Genomic DNA, 21,523 nt, shown 5'->3' with positions numbered 1-21,523 from the left:
ACTATACGTGAAATTATACCAAAAATGCAAAAAAACCTCTATCCTTTAAAGCGACAGAGGTTTTTCGCTAATGGCTATTGTTTTTTTAGAATGATAACTGCTTTTGCCGGGAGTGCAATGGTGTTTTCTATTTGGTGATTGGTTATCATATTTGTTGCTTTGAGAGCTCCTAAATCCACTGTTTCCTCATGATCATTATGATTCAGAAGGAACATATAGGTGTCTGCATCTCGAGTTCTTACGGATATCTCCACACCTGCAACAGGTGCTACAGGCGGAATAATTCCTTTGTTCTCGCACAAATTGCGTATGAGTCCTTGTAAAAATGATGGTTCCGGACTAGTAGCTACATACCAGGCTTGGCCAGAACCGTATGTGTTTACGGTCAGGGCAGGCATTCCTGCATAGAAGTCGCTGCCATAAACGGCTTTGATCTTCGCGCCTTCTGAATGGATTAGGTCACAAAGTATGCCGCATGGATATTCGCCTTTCAGTTCTCCCCACTGCTCTCTCATGACGATTTGGTTGGACTGGTCGGGGAATAAGGCATCGATTTCTTCAGCCCAAATCCCGAGTACTTTACGTAACTCGCCAGGGTAACCGCCTAAGGTGACGATATCATTTTCATTGACGATTCCGCTGAAGAATGTGGTGAGGAATGTTCCGCCCGCATGTACGAAGTCTTCGACCCGTTTTGCATAGCCCTTTTTAACCATGTAGAGAACCGGTGCAATGACGATGTCATAGCTGGATAGATCGGTTTCTACCCCTATCATATCTACTTGAATGTTTTGCTGGAAAAGCGCGTCGTAGTACTTATGGACTTCATTCACATACTTCAGCGCGACGGTTGGTCCGCTGGAAAGTTCGACTGCCCAACGGTTTTCCCAATCAAATACGATAGCTACTTTTGCTTCGACTCTGGTATCCAGCAGCTTATCCGAGAGTATTTGCAGCTCAGCCCCCAGCTCCGCACATTCGCGAAATACTCGCGTATGCTCATGACCGGCATGCTCGATGACGGCTCCGTGGTATTTTTCACATGCTCCGACCGATCTTCGAAGTTGAAAGAACATGACGGTATCCGCACCGCGGGCCACGGCTTGATAGCTCCAAAGTTTCATAACGCCTGGACGTTTGAGCGAGTTGTAGGGCTGCCAATTTTGCTGACTTGGCGTTTGTTCCATCAGCATGAAGGGTTGTCCATGTTTTAACCCCCGCATAAGGTCATGCGTCATAGCCGTCAAGCTGATCGGCGTGTCCAAGGATGGATAGTTATCCCAAGATATCACATCCAAATATTTGGCCCATTTAAAATAATCCAGTTCTTTGTATAACCCCATTAAATTTGTGGTGATTGGAAGATCAGGCGTATGTTTTTTGATAGCGTTGTATTCAAGCTTATAACATTCTAGCATGCTATCAGACATGTACCTGCGATAATCCAGTGAAATGCCTTGGAAGTTGGTATTATCCACTCCCCATTCTTCTGACAAAGCATTTGGAGAAACGATTTCTTCCCATTCATAAAAGGTGTGACCCCAAAAGCTTGTATTCCAAACTTTATTTAATGTTTCAATTGTCGTATAGCGTTCTTGAAGCCAACTGCGGAAACCGTCTGCGCATTGCTCACAGTAACAATACCCGCCATATTCATTTGAAATGTGCCAGATTAAGATGGCAGGGTGATTTTGATAACGTTCTGCCAGCTTCTCAGCGAGGAGCGTAGAGTATTTACGATAAGTAGGGCTGTTCGGGCAAGAGTTGTGTCTGCCCCCAAATTTACGCTTCCTTCCTTCAAAATCAACACGGAGAACGTCCGGATAGTTACGCGCCATCCAAGCAGGATGAGCCCCTGTGCTCGTAGCTAGGCAAACATAAGTGCCTTTTTCATAAAGCTTGTCTATGATTTCATCTAACCATTCAAAGTCGTATGTGTCTTCATTTTTTTGCAATCTCGCCCACGAAAAAACATTAACGGTTGCTACATCAATTCCAGCAAGTTTAAACATGCGTAGATCTTCATCCATGATTTCTTTATCCCACTGCTCGGGATTGTAGTCTCCGCCGTACCAAATTTTGGGGAGTTTCTCATTGATCATAACGGCCACCTCATCAAATTGGTCAAATAAATATAAGAATAAGTCCATTGTATTGGATTATATTTCATCTTAAAATATAATATTTTTACATACTCATATAATAAAATGGAACAGGTGGACTCACTCATGCACAAAAGATATGAATTAACGCCTTCAACTGCGCAACCGTTTCCAATCTTTATTGAGAGTATTGGCCATCATGAGGATCAGGAAAAATTGGTTAGACCTGAGGGCTTCCCCAATTATCATTGGCTCCAAACCTATGCCGGTGAAGGAGAGTTCATCCTGGACGGCAAAAAATATTCACTGCCTGAAGGTACGGGTGTTTTCATGCTACCGGGAGTTCCGCATTCTTATTATGCCGTTACGGAATTATGGTGCACGCAGTATGTCACCTTTGGCGGAGCTTGTATTGAAGCCATCCTTGGCACTTTAGATCTGTTGGATTCTGCTGTTTACAGGTGGGATATGGGTGGTCCGATGAATACGGTAATTGGTCAAATAATCAAACATATGGATACAAGCTCCGAGTACTCCGGGTATGACGCCTCAGCCGATTTATATCATTTTTTCATTCAGCTTAAGAAACATGGTCAGGTCAATAACCGCACCTCGATTCGCAATCAAATTGCTCTTTTACAACCTTTACTGATGTGGCTTGAAATTCATTATCATAACCCTGATACAAGTCTTGAAGAAATGGCTGAAGTGTTAGCTATAACACCTCGGCATATGAACACGTTGTTTCAGCACGCTTACGGGCTCTCGCCTTACTCCTATCTAATTCGGATGAGGCTTCGCAAATCCAAAGAAATCCTCATTCACCAACCTGCAAAAACAGTCAAGGAAGTAGCTAAATACGTTGGGTTCCGTGATACGAGCCACTTTGTAGCCAGCTTTCGCAAGCACGTCGGACTGACACCGGAAAGGTTCCGACAGATGAATTAAAGATCCTAATCGTATATAATGAAAATATAGTAACTATTTTTTTATCGAAGGAGTTTGAGTTCTTTATGATGATAGAAATTTTTGAAGATATTGTTTGTCCTTGGTGCCGTATCGGCAAAAAGAATTTGGAAGATGCTCTGGCCAATTTTACAGCGGAGCCGGTTGAAGTTCACTATCGCGCCTTTCAACTAGATCCGTATACACCAACAGAAGGTTCTCCGTTCCGCGAGGTCATGCACAAAAAGATGCAAGCAGACGAAGATCGATTAAACGGTATGCTTCAGCAGGTCACTCAAGCAGGCAAAGCCTCAGGTTTGCATTTTGACTTCTCCAAAGTTGAGAAAATGCCGAATACGCTAAAAGCTCACCAACTGATTGCAATTGCACCTAAAGAGTTAAAAAAACCAGTCGTAGACGCATTATTTAAAGCTTATTTTGAAGATGGCAAAGACATTGGCCATTTGGATGAGCTGCTGGCCACGGCAGAACAACTCGGTATGGACCGCGAGAAAACAAGATCGCTTTTGGACGCGAAAGAAGGGCTGGAACAGGTTGAAGATGATTTTGAGTTCGCTAGGCAAGCAGGTGTCACCGGCGTTCCCTTTTTTGTGATTAACCGAAAATATGCGCTTACTGGCGCACAGCCATCCGCAACGCTCCTTCAGGCCCTACAGCAGATTAGCGCTGAGCAACCTGACGAAAACGGTAATGAGAACGAGCAATAAAAACGAATTATAAAAACGAATCATAAAATTGTGCAGCAAAAAAACCGACTCGCTTTTCTCCAAGAAAAGCTGTCGGTTTTTTTATTTGCAATTTAGGCTGCTGCTTCAGATGTTATTCCTGCTGCTTTTTTAGTGAATATTCGCAAGTAGAACAATCCACTAACGATGATCACTGCCGCAAAAATGATGAGCAGGTTACTATAAGGAATTGCTATTACAGAATTTAGAACAGGATTCTTGTAAAACTCCATCATGCCGCCATCCAACAATTTGGCGACAAGTGCCGTTCCTACAGCCCCTGAAATAAAGCTGATCAGGTTGAAAAGTCCCATACCCACTCCGGTTTCACTCACGCTCAGCGTCAAGGAGACACGGTTCGCCAGAGCCGTTTGCACGAAGGAGAAGCCGACATAAGTAGGAAGAAGCGCCGCAGAAATGAACCATGGGGAATGGCCAACCAAGAAAGCAATGGCCACAAGGCTGATCACTAAAAGCCCAAGACCAATAAACACGACAAAGTTATTGCCCTTTTTGTCCGCCAAATTTCCGCCAATTGTACCAAAAATAACGGCACACATGGCCCCTGGGAACAAAATAAGCCCAATTGTGCTCGTGCCAAGCTCATTCACTTTGGCCAACATGAGCGGAATGACAAACATGATCCCCATGACGGTACAAAATACGAGGAATCCAACGATTAAACCGCCACGCAGCAGTTTATTTCGAAAAAGCGACGGTTCAATAAAAGGATCTTTGGCTTTAAGAATATGAGAAATAAACCAAATGAATAGCGCTAGGCTCGCGGCCAAATAGTACCAATGAGGGAAAGATAAGTAGACGATAATGCCAGCGACGGAAAATGCGACGAGCGCCGCCCCCAAGATGTCGACACTGCCTTCTTTGCGTTTTTCCTCAGGCAAAATCTGATTAAAAAACGGGATTGAAATCAGAGTAAACAAAGGAATAATGAACAAGTACGTCCAGTGGAGTGACGAGGAAACAAATCCGCCCACTACTGGCCCTACGGCGATGGCAAAGGAAACAGTGGAAGTTAAAAGCCCGAAAACTTTTCCTCGATCCGAAGGTGAAAAGTAGCGTGCAACAACGACCATAACGAGCGCCGGAATAGCTGAGGCTCCTGCGCCTTGCACGGCGCGCGCAAAGATGACCGCCGGATACCAGGCCTGAAGCACAAAGCCAAGCGCAGATCCAATACTATAGATGAGGATTCCGGCAACAATCAGTTTTTTCAAAGAAAAAATATCGGATAATCGCCCATATATGACGGACCCAATTCCGAAAAAGATGATAAACGTAGTGAGGACCCAGCTAACCCCTGTCGGCGTAATCCCGTACTGCTTAGCGATTTCGGGTGTTGAAACGTTGAAAACTGTTTCGTTTAGTACAGCAAAAAAGATCAGAAAAATAATCCATGGCACAGCCTTTTTGGCATCTATAACTTTCTCTTGTGCCACTTCAGTTGCAGAAGCAACGTGTTGCATGGTTTTCACCTCCACTTTCCTTCAGTTATCTGTAAGTTTTTAGATTACAATTAACTGTAATGTTAATTGTTATAGTTTAATCTGTCAAGGGATATCTTCCCTCTTTGATCAAGATATAAGATAATGAACGAATGGACTTGCACTAATCGAACAGGAGTTACTTTAATGACGACTTTACTTCAATGGCTCAAGCAGCTGCCCTCCCGTATTATGATTGTGATTTTGCCTTTTTTCCTGATGATGATGGTCGAATATTTGGATCGCGGCTCGTATGAAGAGCTCCACAAATGGGTGATGAACCACCCTCTCTCCATGATTCTTGCCTACTTCGTAGTAGGAACTTTGTATCTCTTTCTTATTGCTGTTACCGGCAAAAGCCGCTTATCCTTCTGGCTGCTTTGTGCTGTGCTTTTACCGCTTGGTGCTATTAGCGGTAGTAAATTAAAGGCAATAGGAGCCCCTTATTACCCGTGGGATCTTTATTTTAACAATCAAATTGTCGCGTACGTGCCCTTTTTGAAAGGGTATCTCAATCTTCGAATAATCGGAGTTGTCACGCTCTTTCTCGGATTGCTCACCATGTTATTTCATTTGGTTCTGCGCCGCCAGCGTATCCAATTTACGTGGATAGAACGCGGTATTTACGCTATTGTTGCCATCGTAATGGCGACGAGCCTTTATATGGATAAGCCAATTCCATTCATGAATCTTTACGGGATTTACACGGTCCCCTGGGATCAAACAATAACCTATGATGAGAATGGATACCTTTATTCATCCGTGCAGATGTTAGGTTTTCTGAATGTAGCCAAGCCGGAGGGTTATAGTAAAAAAGCGATAGCGGACATTTTAGCCAAAATTCCAGAGAAACCGGCTTCAGGTGATAAAAAACCAAATATCATCGTCATGCTTGGAGAATCATTCTGGGATCCAACTCTGATGAAAAACGTAACATTTAGCCGTGATCCGATCCCTAACCTGCACCAGCTTCAAAAAACGTACACGAGCGGTTGGATGCTGTCTCCCCAATTCGGCGGCAGTACGGCAAACGTAGAATTCGAAGTACTATCCGGTAATTCTATGCGTTTTTTTGGCAAATCTCCGGATAAAATACTGCCTTATATCCAGTATATGAATCATGGCGTTGATTCTTTGGCCAGTATCATGACTAGACAAGGGTACACCGCTACTTCTATCAACCCTTTCTTCAGCTATTTTTTTGACAGTCGTAAGGTGTATATGGATTTTGGATTTTCGCGATTTATTTCCAGCGAGTATTTCCCAAATGATTTTGAGGGGCCGAACTATGCGGATCGGGCTGTCGTGAAGAAGATTATTGAGGAAACTGAAAAAAGCGCTGGACCTGATTTTATTTTTGCAAACACGATGGAAAATCATCATCCTTACAAGCCAGGGAAGTTCAGCAAAAACACGATTGAAGTGACGGGGGATATAAGTTCGGAATCCAAAGGTATTTTGGAAACGTATGCTCAAGGTATTTCGGGAACTGACAAAGCGCTTCAGTCCTTGGTGGATTATTACTCCAAAAAATCCGAACCTACGATTCTGCTGTTTTTCGGCGACCACTTTCCTTTTTTTGAAGATGATTACAAAGTGTACCGCGATGCGAAGTACGTTCTTCCGGGCGATCCTGATCTATATACAAAAACTCACTATACGCCATTTTTGATATGGAACAATTTCCTTCCTGCAGACCAAGAACAGTTGAATCTCAAGATGAGTCCTTCGTTCCTAGGTCCAAAGCTCCTTCACATGGCTGGCGTTAAAGGAAGTTACTACACCGATTATCTGTATGATTTATCGCAGAAGATTCCGGTTATACCGCCAAATGACATGTGGGAGAAATATAACATTAAAGCAAGCGATCTTAGTGATTACATGAAGCTTCAGTATGACAATTTGTTTGGCGGCCGTTACGGGTATGAGGCTAAAGGTTTCAAAGACACAATCGTTCAGCCAGGATATGTGTTAGGTTATGGGGATCCGGTCATTACCAAGTTAAATCGCAGCGGCAATAAACTTCAGGTTGTGGGCAAGCCATTTTATTCTTCCTGTAATGTGTATATCGATGGCAGGTTGTTTAAGTCTAATTTTGACGGTGAAGATACCTTGTATGTTGATCTGACGGATAAAGAGAATCCAGTCCTCGATAACGACAAGCCTCATCAGGTCGAAGTTCGGGTTTATGACGATAAGAAGATGAAAATTGGCCAATCATCTCTATACCCGCTCCCGCAGTCATGACGATAGCCCTCTTGGAATAGGATGAACCATATCCTGCTTCAAGGGGGTTTTGCGTTTGTCCAGTTATGTTCCGCCTGCTCACGTTCATTTTTTTAAGACTATGTCATCCATAACCCTCGGCCATAATCATTTATTACGCCTATATACCTTTAATGTGAATGGCACTGCTTATGATGGCCATGTTCACCAATACCAAGGGATTACCGGCATTCGATATGGGCATTACCATAATTATTTTGGTACGACCGGCCCTGCCATTCCACTTCAAAACGGCATGCATATCCATTTTTTAGAAGGAATCGTAGAACTTAATGCATATAACACATCTAGAGGGGGTGCACTTGTAAGCTCCGCCCAAAAGACGGGACTGATAAAAGAACTGCATCAGCATAGCTATTCAGGGTATTCTACGGCAGGTTTTGGCTATGAACCTTGGTGAAAAAAAGAGCCAAGTTCAGAAGCTGGACGGCCTCCTCTTGACTCTCTCTGTTTTATGCTAATGTTTGGATCTGAATGGACCACTCGAAAGTGAAGTTCTCTCCTGCCGCTAAGCCCAGTGCACCGGATATTTCGGGTGCATAAGACTCGTTGAACACGTTCATGATGCTCGTGTATGGCTCCAGTGATACGGCATTCGTCCATGGCGCCGTGAACAGAACATGAATGGGGAACTTGTCGCCCATGTTGAACACAAGCTTGGTTCCACGAGCTTCATACTGAATCTCGCAGGTTTGAGGGCCCGCCTCAATGCTAAGCATCTGGGAGCCGCCTGGATAGCTCGGCAGCGCAGTAACGAGCTCGCCCTGCTGAAGCGCCGCGGTGAGCGGCGATGCCGCAGGCTCGCCTGCGGCGTAGCCATCTGCGCTGAGCGGCCACTCTGCCGCCGCGGGGATCAACACCTTCACGCGGCTGGCTTCGCCGTCCGCGTAAGCGAAGTACGGGTGAAAGCCAAGGGACAGCGGCATCGTGCTGCCGCTCTCATTGGCGATTTCACCGCTGAGAGACAGCGTACCGTCCTTCAGCCGGTACGTAAAGCGAAAGCATGCGGCGTGTGGAAAATACGCCAGCACGTCCGGATGCTCCGCGATATTGAACTCCGCGGAGACATAAGCCCCGCCAGCCGCATCCGCGCCGCTGGCAACGACCTTCCACGGCCGCTCGCGCAGCTCGCCGTGGGAGTGATCCGGCTCCCGGTTAGCGGGGAGCCGGTATTCGCGGCCTTCGAAGGTGAAGGCCGCATGCTTGACGCGCCCCGGCGGGAACAGAATGGGCACGCCGTAGCGCGAAGACTTGACGCGAAGCTCAGCGACGCTGGCTGGCTTCGCGATGTAGGCCTGGTTCCGCACATCGAAGCGGAACAGATGCAGTCCAACGGCCGGAATGATTTCAGCCGTTGCTTGGGCTTCGTGGTCGACGAGGCGAAGCGTCGACTCCCCGTCCCATTCACTGTGGATAAGTTCATAACGTGACATTATTAAATCCTCCTTTGTTTATGTTAAGATAAACTTTTTTTGTAGGTCTGTCTTCTGGCTAGTTGTCCGTAATAGTTCATGACCAACAGTATCCCCACTGCGAGTATGATCGTGGTGACCAAGCTGCCCTCCGCCCCAAAGCTGCCTCCAGAAAGAAGCGCGCTGCCTTGATCTTGGACTTTGAAAATTGAAGGCATCGGGGTGCCAGATACCTGAAATCCAAAAATACAGCCTTGAATGAAGTTCCACGACAAGTGCATTCCGATCGGCATCCACAAACCTTTTGAAAGCTCGCGGGACACACCGAACAACAAACCTGCCAAAATCAAGTTCAATAACGGCATAGGCGTGCTCCACATCCCTGGATTGAAAGCGTGCAGGAATGCGAACACAAGCGTCGATATGGTTATGGCAGCAGTCGTACCAAACCTTTCTTTCACTAGTCCCTGCAGATAACCGCGGGCAAATAATTCTTCATTGACAGCGACGCCAATGAACAACAAGAAACCCCCTACTAATTGAGCCAGCATCGATTCGGTCCATGAATTGGACTGGACGTTAATGCCGCCGAGCAGCCAGATGCTTAAGCAGGAGACTGTGATAAGGAGCGCCCCTGCAACGAAGCCTTCACCTAATCGTCTCGCAAAATGGCGACTCTGTATGCCTAGTGTCCATCCTTTGCGCCGTTCAAAGATCCCATACGAGAGAAACACACCGCTTATGAAACCAATAATCTGCGCCCACAAAGCAGCCTTAATAAAAAAGGAATCTCCGGCAACTGCGGCCATGCTCCTCTCCAGCTCCGGCTGCTTCAAAATCGCAATAACCGCTGCCACAATCGATAAGATGACCGTAATGACAACAATGAAAACAAGGGTCAAGAGTACTTTGCCCAAAATGGTCAGAACGGATAAGGACATTCGCTTCTTTACATCGATGAGGCTTCACTCCTTTCTCCCACTTATTCGCGAAAAAGGCCCTAAATCCTGCCAGTTACTCGGCAAAGGAACTCTTGTGCAATTGTTGGCTCCGTGCCACAATAGAGGAAATATTGGATTTGTCTACGGAGGACTCATGCTGTTCGTTCTATTTGCACTATGGATTATTGCGCTAGGCCTTGTGATGATCGATCCCCGGTCGAGCACCATGCGCTGGATGAGCGCCATCGCTTTTACGGGTGGTTTCGGAGCCCTTGCAGCCGTCTTATCGGAAACCTTCATCCCTTACATCCAACAAACCGTGCCAAATCCTTCAATCAGCACCATGCTTTATCACTTTATGGGGATTTGCTCGCTAATTTCTTATTATGGCTTGCCCTATTCGTTCGCTATGCTTTCGCTCAGCTATAATGCGAAATGGCAGAAACCCGCTTTACGCAAATGGCTGCCATTTGTATTACTGCTGCCTGCGATTGCGTGCATGCTGTTCACACGAGGGTACACAGAGGAAATGCCGATCACTTTCCCCATCGTCGCGTTATGGGCAGTCCCTTATTTTATCATTGGTTCCGTACTCATTGTTATGAAAACAGAGCGCCTACCCGCATTAAAGCGAACGCATTTATTTACATGTCTTGCGCTCTTGCCGCCAATCCTCTGTGTTGGTGTTCTGAACTATGTGATGCCAAGTTTTGGTTACTACCGGATGTGGGTGTACCACGTATGGATTCTTGCTTTTGTCGTGCCTTTTTTCGTTTACACATTTTTCAAGTACGGCTTCCTCGGGATGAGGCTTTTAATTGAACGCCGTAAGCTGGACTCGACACTTCGTGCTATTACCTCAGGGACCGCTATATTAAATCATGCCATTAAAAATGATGTCGGGAAAATGCGGTTGTTTCTGGAGAAAATGAAGCAGCATGCCGAAGAAACCCAGCAAACGGAGCTTTTGCAGGACATTGAGGTCGTCATGGGAGCTTCCGGGCATATCCGCGATATGATTTCCCGGGTCCACGAACAAACACAGGAGCTCCCCCTGCGGGTCACTTCTGTTCCGATCGGTGAGCTGATCGATGAGGTACTTCTTCCTCTCCAACCTTTTCTTGCGAACATCGCCGTTCAGTTGAACATCGCAGAAAATTTAACGCTTCAAATTGACCGCATTCAAATGGCGGAAACGTTAACGAATGTGCTGATGAATGCAATTGAAGCCATGCCGCATAATGGCGAGCTTATGATTCGCACGTTGCACGTGAAGAAAAATATCGTCCTGGAAATCAAAGATAACGGCATGGGGATGGACAAAGATGTTTTGAAACAAGTCCTGGAACCTTTTTATACGACGAAAAGCGGCAGCCGCAATAACTTCGGCCTTGGGCTCGCCTATTGCTATAACGTCATGAAAAAACATGGAGGGTCTTTGGAGCTTAGCAGTTCACCGGGGAAAGGCACGAGTGTGTTTCTTACATTTCCTAACAGCCGAATACTAACTTAAGGGGGTTCAAGATGGAACCAATTCGCATATTAATCGTTGAGGATGACCTGGATTGGCTGCGCGGCCTCAAAGCGTATTTAGACCGGCAGCCTGATCTGCAAGTCATTCGTACCCTCTCTACCGCAGAAGAAGCGAGAGAGCTCTTTACGGCATCTGAATCGGATGCTGACGTTGTACTTATGGACATTATGCTGCAGGATGAACCTGCAGGGATCGGCCTTGCCGAGCAAGCCCTTTTGGCGTGGGGGGCCAAAGTCATCATGCTAACTTCCATGGAGGAAAAGGACTTCATTTTCCGTTCCTTCCAAGCCGGCGCCATCGATTACCAAATCAAATCCAGATTTGAGGAGCTGCCGGCCATCATCCGCGCTGCGCATGCTCGGAAAGCGTCCATTAACGCCGCTGTAGCCGAGCAAATGCGGGAAGAGTTTCGCCGGCTCAAGCGGCTTGAACATCAATTCAAGGTCAAGGAAGCCCGCGATTTGATCACACCGACAGAACTTCAAGTACTGGAAATGATTGATCAGGGCCATACACAAACGGAAATTGCGAGCCGTTTCTTCATTTCGCTGCGGACAGTGAAAATTCACGTGGGCCATATATTGAAAAAATTAGGTAGTCCAAGCAGCAAGGATGCCGCTCAGAAAATGAGAGAATTAGGGCTGTTCGAGCGAGGAAACTCGACACAGACAGGTGATAGAGAAAAAGACTAGTGGATATCTTTCTTTTTAAATCTTCCGCCTTTGACATCGTGGATATTGCCGACTGCGAGGAATGCCGATGGATCGAGTTCATCAACAATGGATTTCAGCTTCGCCTCCTCCAGTCGCGTGATGACACAGAAGATCACCTTTTTATTGTCTCCGGAGAAACCGCCTTCCCCTTCCAGATACGTAACCCCACGCCCCAGCCGGTCCAAAATAGCTTCTCCGATCTGTCTAAACCGATCACTGATAATCCAAACGGATTTGGACTCATCAAAACCCTCGATCGTCACATCAATCATTTTATAAGCGATAAAATAAGCTATTAATGAGTACATCGCGCGATCCCAGCTGTATACAAAACCTGCACTGCCTAGAATAAATACGTTGAAAAACATCACAACCTCGCCGACGGAAAAAGGAATCTTTTTCGAAATCAGAATCGCAATAATTTCTGTTCCGTCAAGCGATCCCCCGAATCGGATAACCATCCCGACGCCAATCCCAAGGATAATCCCTCCAAATACGGCAGCCAATAAAGGGTCATTCGTCAGCTCATGAACCGGGTGCAGCAAGGCTGTGCCCGCCGACATCACCAAAATAGCGAATAATGTCGATAACGCAAACGTTTTTCCGATCATTTTATAACCGATAAACAGAAATGGAAGATTCAATAAGGTAAGGAAAATTCCTACTTGAATGTGGGTCAAATATGACAAAATGATCGAAATACCGGTAATTCCACCATCAATAATTTTGTTAGGGACCAAAAATATTTCGAGTCCGACAGCCATTAAGGCTGCTCCGATAAATAGAAAGACACCGCGCCGCAATAAGCTGGTCTTGGTCATTCTGCGATGCTGAGCTCTAATTATTGCCCGCTTCTGCAATTCAATCTGTTCTTTAGCCATCGGTCATCCCCTTTCGTCACTTACATTTTTCTACTTACTATCTTCTCGTCGGAACCATCATTTCCCTGCCTAAAGCCGCCAATTTTTCACGTCAAAATGCCTTAAAATAATTAGATAAACTACCATCGAATATTGCCGATTCCCATGGTATAATGTCTGATGTCCTTTACAATTTATCTACAATCCATAGGAGAAAATATGAAATTACATCTAGAACGTTTACTGCAGCTGTCCAGGCAGCGGCTGCCCTTTATTCTTATAGCTTTAATTCCTGTGGTCATCATGGAAATTTTAAGCCGCGGTCAATATATAGAGATGTTTACCTGGAGTTATAAACATATTATAGAACTGCTCTATAATGAATGGATTGTATTTAGTCTGCTTCTGCTTTTCATCGCCATTATTGGCCGTACTAGAATAGCCTATTGGATTCTTTCAGGCATACTGCTGGTGATGGGACTCATTAGCGGAATAAAACTCAAAATACTAGGCGTCCCTTTGACGCCATGGGATATCGTTTTAGCAGGCGAAGCGTCCGATATGGTGCAATATATTAAAAATATTTTCACCTTCAATGTGCTGTTTATGATCGTGTTGTTCCTTGCAGCCAGCTATTTCTTGTTATACCGCACACAGTTATTTATGAAAAAAGTGCATATAAAAGAACGGGGAATTGTCGCCATTATCGCGCTAGGCATGTTGGCGGCCGTTTATACCGATTTGCCACTACCTGTTCAGAAATGGTGCGGCATTAAAGCTTCGGTATGGAATCAGGTTGAAAATACGCAAACCAACGGTTATGCGCTGGCCACGTTCCTGAATGCCAAATCAATGTTTAGCGATAAACGTGAAGGTTACGACGATAAAGCGGTCGAAGCCATCGTCAGCAATTCACCTAAACCGCCGATTAAAGCCGGCGATCCGAATGTTAAGCCGAATGTGATTGTCGTATTGAGCGAAGCATTCTGGGATCCTACCGTGATCAAAGGCGTACAATTCAGCCGGGATCCGATCCCATTTTTTCACCAATTACAGCAGACAGGTACGAGCGGTACCATGCTTTCGCCGCAGTACGGCGGTGGGACTGCCAACGTGGAGTTTGAGGTATTAACGGGGAACTCGATGCGCTTCTTGCCGCAAGGATCGATTGCGTATAACCAATTTATTACGAATGAAGTGGATTCCTTAGCTAGTATTTATGCAAGACAAGGTTACACATCTACAGCGATTAGCCCTTTCTATAACTGGTATTTTAACAGCAATCGCATCTATAAAGACTTTGGTTTCTCGAAATATATTCCGATTGAATATTTTAAGCCTAACTATTCGGGTCCTTATATCGCGGATAGTGAAGTTGCTGCGAATATTATCCATGCGACGGAGCTAAGCGACGGTCCTGACTTTGTTTTCGCGAATACGATGGAAAATCATTTCCATTTCTTCCCGGGTAAATTCCCTAAAAATACGTTTGATGTCACAGGGGACATGTCCCCTTCTTCTCAAGGTATGCTCGAAACGCTTGCTCAAGGCATCAATGCCTCTGATCGAATGCTGAAAGAGCTTGTCGAGTATTACGAGAAAAAAGGCGAGCCTACCATCATCGCATTCTGGGGCGACCACTTGCCGGCCTTGGGTGATGATTACGCCACCTATATTGACACCAAGTATATCAGCGGCAAAGATGACCCGGATTTCTTGAAAAAAATGTACAGCGTTCCCCTTGTCGTCTGGAACAATTTCGACACGGAGCGCAAGGATAAGCTTAATATCAGCCCTTCATTCCTTGGACCTTATCTGATTGAATTATCTAAACAGCAAGGCAGTTATTATACTAATTATTTAAGCCAACTTTCGAAAAAGATCCCGATCATCCCGCCCAAAGATTATTTCGAGGCGATGCATATCAACGAACAAGATTTAAAAGACTATGAAACCTTGCAGTATGACATTATGTTTGGCGACCGACATGCCTACAAGGATTACAAGGTTCCTATTATTAATTCGAAATATATGCTCGGTTTTGGTCCCATTCTCCTTGATAAAGTCGAAGCAGATACACAAGACCAAGATATCTCAGGTCGATCCAGTGTTACACTCATGATACGCGGCAGTAACTTGCCCCCTCTCAGCATTGTAACGCTGAACGGTAAAGCCGTTCCGACGACATGGCAAGATGAGCACATGGTTACGGCCAGGGTGGAAGGCAATATGCTGAAAGCAGGAATTTGGGACATCCAAGTGCAAGTGAAAGACTCGAAAGAAACTATAGTGGGAAAATCGAACACGCTCCCGATTGAGATGGGCGGAAGATAAACAAAAGAGGGTGTCCAACAGCCAAAGGGACACCCTCTTTTTTTATATATAAAACAATTAGAGCGTAATAACTTTGCCTGTCGCTTCGGATTCGAATGCAGCCAGGATAACTTCCAAGGAACGCTTGCCTTCTTCGCCGGAAATACGAGGTTTTGTACCACTCACAATGCAGGATACGAACTCATCGATTACACCGCTGACCGTTTGCTTCTCATTCGTCGCTACTTGACCAACTTTGTAACGTTCAACTGTGCCGTTACGAAGTTCAACGATGACTTGATCGTTAGGGTCTGTATCGATTTTGATAACGCCGTTCTCGCACCAGAGAACGGTGGAGTTGTCCTGGCCTTTGTAGTAAGTCCAGCTTGCAACCAGGGAGCCAGTAGCGCCGCTCTTCATGCGCAGCAAGCAAGTGGAGTTGTCATCAACATCCGTTCCTTCCTTGTGAATAGTGCCTACGAAAGCTGCCACTTGTGCAACTTCATCATTCAGCAAATAACGGATCAAATCGGATTTGTGCACGCCAAGGTCGCCCATTGCGCCCATGATGGCTTCTTCTTTGCGGAAGAACCAGCTCTCGCGGCCGTCAACGCTCCAGCCTTCCGGTCCTGGATGTCCGAAAGAGGTGCGGAATGTCAGCACTTTGCCCAGCTTGCCGGATTCCAAAATTTCTTTCGCTTTCACGTGCGGCGGCATTAGGCGTTGATTATGGCCAACCATCAAGAATACGCCATTTTTCTTAGCAGCTTCAATCATAGCTTCCGCTTCTTCAGCTGTAGCAGCCATTGGCTTCTCTACAAGTACGTGCGCGCCAGCATTTGCTGCGGCAATAGAAACTTCTGCGTGCAAATAGTTAGGCGTACATACGCTAACAGCATCGACTTTTTCTTCTTTCAGCATTTCCGTGTAGCTGCTGTAAGCTTTTCCGCCGTGAAGCTGAGCGTAATGCTCAGCTCTTTCGATAATCGGATCAACGAAAGCAACAAGCTCAACATTAGGATTCAAAACGTATTCCGGGATATGTCTATGTTTGGAAATCGAGCCGCAACCAACGACGGCCACTTTAATTTTACTCATTTGAATTGTACACTCCTCTAAAAGATAAGTTATGAATTAGTTAGGAACAACGTTGATGTAGTGCTCTTTAACCCAGTTCAAGCTGTTTTCAATGCTCACAAGCGGCGGCTTCTGGCAGTGATCCTGCTCAACTACAAGCCACTGCACGCCTGCTTGCTCAGCAGCTTTAATCACTTGCTCCAACGGAACTTCGCCTAAGCCCAGCTCCAACGTAACCAGCTTGCCTTCAGCATCCTTGGAGAAATCTTTGAAATGAAGCAGCGGCAGACGTCCAGCATACTTGGCAATATAAGCTAGTGGATCTTGTCCGGCATATTTAACCCAGCACACGTCCATTTCCACTTGAATCGCATCTTTCCCCGCGTACATCGCATCAAAGACGAACTCGCCGTCTACTTTATGATGGAATTCGAAATCATGGTTATGGTATAAGAACTGCAAGCCTTGTTTGCCAACTTCAATCGCAATTTGCTCACACTCAGCAATTAGCTTTCTCCATTGTTCCGCATTTTCACGTTCTTCAGCACCTACATAAGGGCAGATCGCATATTTCGCGCCAATTGTGTGCAGGTAGTCGATTTCGCCTTGCAGATCATTGCGGAATCTCTCCAGACTTACATGGCTGCCAATAGCTTTCAGGCCAAGCTCATCCAGCAATTCTTTCATTTCAGCAGCAGGCTTGTCAAAATAACCCGCAAACTCAACGCCTTCATAACCTAACTTCGCAACATGGCGAAGTGTGCCTTCCAAGTCTTTAGCCATATCATCACGAAGTGTATACAATTGAAGACCGATTCCTAAACGTCCCATTTGTTTCCCTCTTTTCTTAAATTCCAATTTATGCATTTCTTTAACCTTGTAGACAGTATAACGAACATAGCTTATTATGACCATTCACGATATAATCAAAACATCTCTTATTTGGCTACGAAAGGTGATTACCATGGATACGGAGTTGTTGACCTGCGGCTATTCTTTTCATATGGAACCGTTTAATGTGAGTACGAAATCCGGACTCAATACTTATCTTTTCCGTTTACAAACAGAGGGTACTTGTGAAATTCTCGTTGATGGGCAAATGATTCAAATCGAATCGGGCCATTTGCTTCTATATAAGCCGGGCGATCCGTATGAGTTAAAGATCGAACCTGCGAAAGATAACCCCGGCGGCAAAATCGCCAGCGGAGATTATTATTTATTTTGCAAAGGAGCCTGGATCGACGCTTGGTGGAAACGGAGCTACAAGCAAACTTGCACACGAATTGATCTTGATGCGCGGCTCATTTCGCTTTGGCGCCAGCTTATTCTTGAAAAACGCCGAATGGAAGAGGAAAACCGGGAGCTTAGCGGTTATTTGCTGCAGGCGTTATGCCTGTATGTGGAACGCGCGGCAACGGAAACCGTCTCCTTGCAAGGACGTCCTTTTACAGGCACCCGGATGAAACGGTTTATTGAGGCGCATGCAACAGCCACTTTCAAAGTGGATGATGTTGCTGACCATGTGGGACTCAGCGTATCCCGCGCTGTTCATTTGTTCAAGGAATGCTTCGGCAAAACCATGATTCAATACGCCTTGGAAGTTCGCTTATCCAGTGCAGTGGAACGCATGCATGATAGCTCCATGTCCTTGGAGCAAATCGCCTTGAGCTGCGGCTTTGGCAGCTATCCATACTTTCATCGCGCCTTTAAACAACGATTCGGGATCTCTCCAAAGCTGTATCGGCAGAAGGATTCGCAAAATTAATGAAAATTCACAAATTTTTCATGTAGTTTTTCTTAGAGTATGGAACTTTTTTACCTTCTAAATCGTATATTCTTTGACAACGGAAAAAGCTGGTCCGTTTACTAGATTCAAAATGAGGAATTATTTAGAATAGTTTTAACATATATACATGAAATGCAAGTTTGTTTCAAAATTGTAAAACTATTTTAAGGTTAAATTAATAATCCTCATATATGCTTGATGTATATCCAATTCCTAGGATGGTGAAAATCTATGAAAATGTTTATTACGATTCATAACAAACCCGTGCCTGTCTACTCCGATGAGAAAAATAAAAAGAAATTCAACCTATTGAAATCCGCTCTTGAAGCGAAAGTTACGAAAGGCAGAGCCACCATTAAGAAATGTTTGGAGTCGATCATCTCCATCGAAATCGTTGGCTGTGAAGCGATCCTTCATTCCTTTAACGAACGCGATTCGTTGGCTTTATCGCTATATTAAAAAAAGAGTTTGTCGAGGGCGTCCCCCAGACAAACTCTTTTTTTTCTATAAATATCTTTCCTTCACAATGCTTAGATGGTGTTCAGCATGACCGGCAATCACGTAAGCAAGGCCTCGTGCAGTGATGTCAAACGTGCTGACGTTCGCCTGGCGCGACCAAGCGGAATCTGCAATCGTTCGGCGAAGCGTTAAGGTCGCCTGCCGGACCGCTTTGAAATCATTCAAAAGATCCTCGATAGACAGCTCGTCGAACGAAGTATTCGCAACAAAGACATCCTGATCAAATCCGGGCAGTACCGTCGAATCTCCACGAGAAATACGCAGCATCCGGTAGCTCATTACCCGCTCTGTGTCTGTAATATGCCCTAATACTTCCTTCAAGCTCCATTTCCCCGGCGCATAGCGAAATCGTGCCTTTTCATCGTCGATCTCCCCGAATATTGCAAGGATTTCATCACGTTGACGGTTTAGGAACACCTCGTATTCCTCGTCAGTCACTTTGCTGATGTACTGTACATAATATGGCGCGTATTCATCTTTCTCAGGCCGCTTCAACATATCGCAGTAATCTCCCTTCCATGATCAGTCTATTTATGTAATAGACTAATCATAGCGGAAATTTGCATTATTGAGAAGATGCTTGAAGTACCCATATTTTACTTTGGAAGTCTCCGCGCAAATCGTTGACGGGAAGACCGGCGTATAGCAGGTGATCGCCAGGATACTCCGCTTCGTTACCCGCAATGCGGTAATCGAAATCCGGGTTAAGCCCTTTTAATCGCAGCGTTTTGAGAGGTGCGTTCGGTTCTGCCAACACGCGGAAGTAGCCGACCAGCGCTTGTTTCTTATCCTCAGAGACGATCATCCAAGCCGTTTCATTGCCCTCAAACGGACTTAACAGACGATACAAGTCGCCGAATTGGACGAGCGGACGAATTTCTTTGTAGTTCGCGATTTGCTGTTTAACAATCTCTTTCTCTTCATCCGTGAAACGGGTGAGATCCAGCTCGTAACCGAAGTTACCGGACATCGCCACATCACCGCGCATCTTCAGCGAGGTTTCGCGGTGCACCTGGTGATTCGGAACGGCAGATACGTGCGCGCCCATCGAGCTGACCGGATAGACGATGCTTGTACCGTATTGAATTTTCAAGCGGGAGACGGCATCCGTGTTATCGCTCGTCCATGTTTGCGGCATATAATAGAGCATACCAGGGTCGAAGCGGCCTCCCCCACCAGAGCAGCTTTCAAACAAAATATGTGGAAATTCTTTCGTTAACGATTCTAGAACGCGATAGAGACCCAGGATATAACGATGAGCGGTTTCCCTTTGTCTTTCTGGCGGCAGCGCTGCGGAGCCGATTTCCGTCATATTGCGGTTCATGTCCCATTTGACATACGTAATCGGACTGCTGCTCAGAATATTGCGAATCATCCCCAAGATGGCCTCGCAAACATCCTCGCGAGAGAAGTCCAGAATTAATTGCTGCCGGCCCTCTGTGCGGCGGCGGTTCGGCACGTGCAAACACCAATCTGGATGCTGCCGGTACAATTCACTGTTCGGAGACACCATCTCCGGCTCAAACCAGAGTCCGAATTGAAGCCCCATGCCATTTACTCTGGCAACCAAATCTTCCAGCCCATTCGGCAGCTTCGCTTTATCGACGAACCAGTCTCCCAGGGAGCTATTGTCGCTGTCTCTTTTGCCGAACCAGCCATCGTCAAGTACGAACAACTCAATCCCAAGATCCTTGCCCGCTTTGGCGATGCTTTCGATTTTGTCCGCGTTAAATTGGAAGTACGTCGCCTCCCAGTTATTCACGAGCACCGGTCTCGTACGGTCACGGAACTCTCCACGACATAGACGTGTACGGTATAGTTTGTGATAAGACCGGGACATTTCCCCTAACCCGGAGCTGGAGTAAACCATAACGGCTTCAGGCGTCTGAAAAGCTTGTCCAGGCTCAAGCAGCCAAGAGAAATCAAACGGATTAATCCCCATGGAAACTCGTGTATTCCCATACGGCTCTACTTCGGCATGAGCGGCAAAATTCCCGCTGTACACGAGGCTAAACCCGTATACATCCCCATGGTCTTCGCCTGCTTCCTTGGCGAGCAAGGCAATGAATGGGTTATGCTGATGGCTGCTGGAGCCGCGACGGCTTTCTACAGTTATCTTGCCGGGAGCAAGCGCCCTGCGCTCGATATGCCGCTCTCTCACCCAGCTGCCTGAAAGCTGCAGCAGATCAAATTCGCTGTGCGAATAATCGATGCTCATACTAAGTGCGCGAAGCAGCTTCAAATCAGCTGTGCCTTCGTTCACGAAACGAACGGATCTGGTCAATGCCGCATGCTGGTCAAAGATGGTGTAAGAAAGAATGACGCGTAGACCAATCAACGCATCCACTAATTCCAACTCAAGCGTTTGTGCTTCGTTCTCATGCTCTGTATACGTAGCCGGCAAACCTTCTAAAGCAGGCTTACCTGCGTAAATTCGATGCTTATCATAGATAAGTTCAGTAATCGTTGACCCGTTCGAAAGCGCAACTTGATAAGCAGGCTCCCGGAAGTCACTTGTTCCATAGGCTGGATATTCCTGCGGTAACGTATCGAAAGAGATGCTGCGGTCTTCCGGAACCGGGTTCGGAGAGAAGGAACATCTTTCTTGAAATTGTAAAATGGCGGCCAATTGTCCGGACCGGATGGGGCGACCCCAGTAGACATGTGCCGGATAGGCATTTTGGACAAGCTGAATCACATAACTCATCTGGCTGTTTTTTAAATGAAAAATACCTTGTGTCTGTTCAAAAGTTATCTGCATAATATCCCTCCTGCTCCTTATTATCT

At 45.9% G+C, this 21,523-nt stretch carries 18 protein-coding genes; 9 read left to right on the top strand and 9 right to left on the bottom strand.

What is annotated here, in order from left to right; translation table 11 throughout:
* Nucleotides 1-74 precede the first annotated feature (74 nt).
* Entirely contained in the window at nt 75-2,102 is a 2,028-nt protein-coding gene (locus PCH02S_RS02220) for a beta-galactosidase (protein ID WP_127449589.1), read from the bottom strand.
* Nucleotides 2,103-2,228: 126 nt separating this feature from the next.
* Between PCH02S_RS02220 and PCH02S_RS02215 the strand changes: the two genes are divergently transcribed.
* Together PCH02S_RS02215 and PCH02S_RS02210 are read left to right on the top strand one after the other, a co-directional pair.
* The gene (locus tag PCH02S_RS02215; RefSeq protein WP_164819406.1) at nt 2,229-3,050 is read left to right on the top strand and encodes an AraC family transcriptional regulator; all 822 of its coding nucleotides are present in this window, start codon (nt 2,229-2,231) and stop codon (nt 3,048-3,050) included.
* 65 nt (nt 3,051-3,115) lie between these two features.
* A complete protein-coding gene (locus tag PCH02S_RS02210; RefSeq protein ID WP_127449585.1) occupies nt 3,116-3,775 on the top strand; it encodes a DsbA family oxidoreductase in 660 nt (219 codons plus the stop codon).
* Between the two features lie 92 nt (nt 3,776-3,867).
* On the opposite strand, the gene PCH02S_RS02205 is transcribed toward PCH02S_RS02210, so the two are convergent.
* The gene (locus PCH02S_RS02205) at nt 3,868-5,277 is read right to left on the bottom strand and encodes an MFS transporter (RefSeq protein ID WP_127449584.1); all 1,410 of its coding nucleotides are present in this window, start codon (nt 5,275-5,277) and stop codon (nt 3,868-3,870) included.
* A 165-nt stretch (nt 5,278-5,442) separates the two neighbouring features.
* Here PCH02S_RS02205 and PCH02S_RS02200 point away from each other — a divergent pair, with 165 nt between their 5' ends.
* The gene (locus PCH02S_RS02200) at nt 5,443-7,542 is read left to right on the top strand and encodes an LTA synthase family protein (RefSeq protein WP_164819405.1); all 2,100 of its coding nucleotides are present in this window, start codon (nt 5,443-5,445) and stop codon (nt 7,540-7,542) included.
* Nucleotides 7,543-7,597: 55 nt separating this feature from the next.
* Nucleotides 7,598-7,981 carry a YmaF family protein gene (locus PCH02S_RS02195; RefSeq protein WP_127449580.1) on the top strand — a complete coding sequence of 128 codons (384 nt, stop codon included), beginning with the start codon at nt 7,598-7,600 and terminating at the stop codon, nt 7,979-7,981.
* A 52-nt stretch (nt 7,982-8,033) separates the two neighbouring features.
* Here the strand turns inward: PCH02S_RS02195 and PCH02S_RS02190 are convergent, their stop codons facing one another.
* The gene (locus tag PCH02S_RS02190) at nt 8,034-9,014 is read right to left on the bottom strand and encodes an aldose 1-epimerase (protein ID WP_127449578.1); all 981 of its coding nucleotides are present in this window, start codon (nt 9,012-9,014) and stop codon (nt 8,034-8,036) included.
* A gap of 23 nt (nt 9,015-9,037) precedes the next feature.
* The gene (locus PCH02S_RS02185) at nt 9,038-9,934 is read right to left on the bottom strand and encodes a CPBP family intramembrane glutamic endopeptidase (protein ID WP_127449777.1); all 897 of its coding nucleotides are present in this window, start codon (nt 9,932-9,934) and stop codon (nt 9,038-9,040) included.
* Between the two features lie 154 nt (nt 9,935-10,088).
* Between PCH02S_RS02185 and PCH02S_RS02180 the strand changes: the two genes are divergently transcribed.
* Nucleotides 10,089-11,447 carry a sensor histidine kinase gene (locus PCH02S_RS02180; protein ID WP_164819404.1) on the top strand — a complete coding sequence of 453 codons (1,359 nt, stop codon included), beginning with the start codon at nt 10,089-10,091 and terminating at the stop codon, nt 11,445-11,447.
* Nucleotides 11,448-11,458: 11 nt separating this feature from the next.
* A complete protein-coding gene (locus PCH02S_RS02175; protein ID WP_127449575.1) occupies nt 11,459-12,160 on the top strand; it encodes a response regulator transcription factor in 702 nt (233 codons plus the stop codon).
* On the opposite strand, the gene PCH02S_RS02170 is transcribed toward PCH02S_RS02175, so the two are convergent.
* A complete protein-coding gene (locus tag PCH02S_RS02170; RefSeq protein WP_246068925.1) occupies nt 12,157-13,002 on the bottom strand; it encodes a YitT family protein in 846 nt (281 codons plus the stop codon). The two genes, PCH02S_RS02175 and PCH02S_RS02170, sit on opposite strands and share 4 nt — an antisense overlap.
* A gap of 258 nt (nt 13,003-13,260) precedes the next feature.
* On the opposite strand from PCH02S_RS02170, the gene PCH02S_RS02165 reads away from it, so the two are divergent.
* The gene (locus PCH02S_RS02165) at nt 13,261-15,375 is read left to right on the top strand and encodes an LTA synthase family protein (RefSeq protein ID WP_127449571.1); all 2,115 of its coding nucleotides are present in this window, start codon (nt 13,261-13,263) and stop codon (nt 15,373-15,375) included.
* Between the two features lie 57 nt (nt 15,376-15,432).
* Here the strand turns inward: PCH02S_RS02165 and PCH02S_RS02160 are convergent, their stop codons facing one another.
* Both PCH02S_RS02160 and PCH02S_RS02155 read right to left on the bottom strand, forming a co-directional pair.
* Nucleotides 15,433-16,452, bottom strand: a complete 1,020-nt coding sequence (locus PCH02S_RS02160) for a Gfo/Idh/MocA family protein (RefSeq protein WP_127449570.1) — start codon at nt 16,450-16,452, stop codon at nt 15,433-15,435.
* A 36-nt stretch (nt 16,453-16,488) separates the two neighbouring features.
* Nucleotides 16,489-17,262, bottom strand: a complete 774-nt coding sequence (locus PCH02S_RS02155) for a sugar phosphate isomerase/epimerase family protein (RefSeq protein WP_127449568.1) — start codon at nt 17,260-17,262, stop codon at nt 16,489-16,491.
* 133 nt (nt 17,263-17,395) lie between these two features.
* On the opposite strand from PCH02S_RS02155, the gene PCH02S_RS02150 reads away from it, so the two are divergent.
* Together PCH02S_RS02150 and PCH02S_RS02145 are read left to right on the top strand one after the other, a co-directional pair.
* Nucleotides 17,396-18,196 (top strand): AraC family transcriptional regulator, encoded by an 801-nt coding sequence (locus tag PCH02S_RS02150; protein WP_127449566.1) that lies wholly within the window; start codon nt 17,396-17,398, stop codon nt 18,194-18,196.
* Between the two features lie 252 nt (nt 18,197-18,448).
* On the top strand, nt 18,449-18,676 hold the full coding sequence (locus PCH02S_RS02145) for a 3-dehydroquinate dehydratase (RefSeq protein ID WP_127449564.1): 228 nt from the start codon (nt 18,449-18,451) through the stop codon (nt 18,674-18,676).
* A gap of 45 nt (nt 18,677-18,721) precedes the next feature.
* Here the strand turns inward: PCH02S_RS02145 and PCH02S_RS02140 are convergent, their stop codons facing one another.
* A complete protein-coding gene (locus PCH02S_RS02140) occupies nt 18,722-19,234 on the bottom strand; it encodes a DinB family protein (protein ID WP_127449562.1) in 513 nt (170 codons plus the stop codon).
* A 67-nt stretch (nt 19,235-19,301) separates the two neighbouring features.
* On the bottom strand, nt 19,302-21,497 hold the full coding sequence (locus PCH02S_RS02135; protein ID WP_127449560.1) for an alpha-galactosidase: 2,196 nt from the start codon (nt 21,495-21,497) through the stop codon (nt 19,302-19,304).
* Nucleotides 21,498-21,523 lie beyond the last annotated feature (26 nt).

This window comes from Paenibacillus chondroitinus NBRC 15376, assembly GCF_004000765.1.
GTDB lineage: Bacteria > Bacillota > Bacilli > Paenibacillales > NBRC-103111 > Paenibacillus_E > Paenibacillus_E chondroitinus.
Note: the sequence above shows the minus strand (reverse complement) of the source record. Positions and strands in the feature narration are given on the sequence as shown.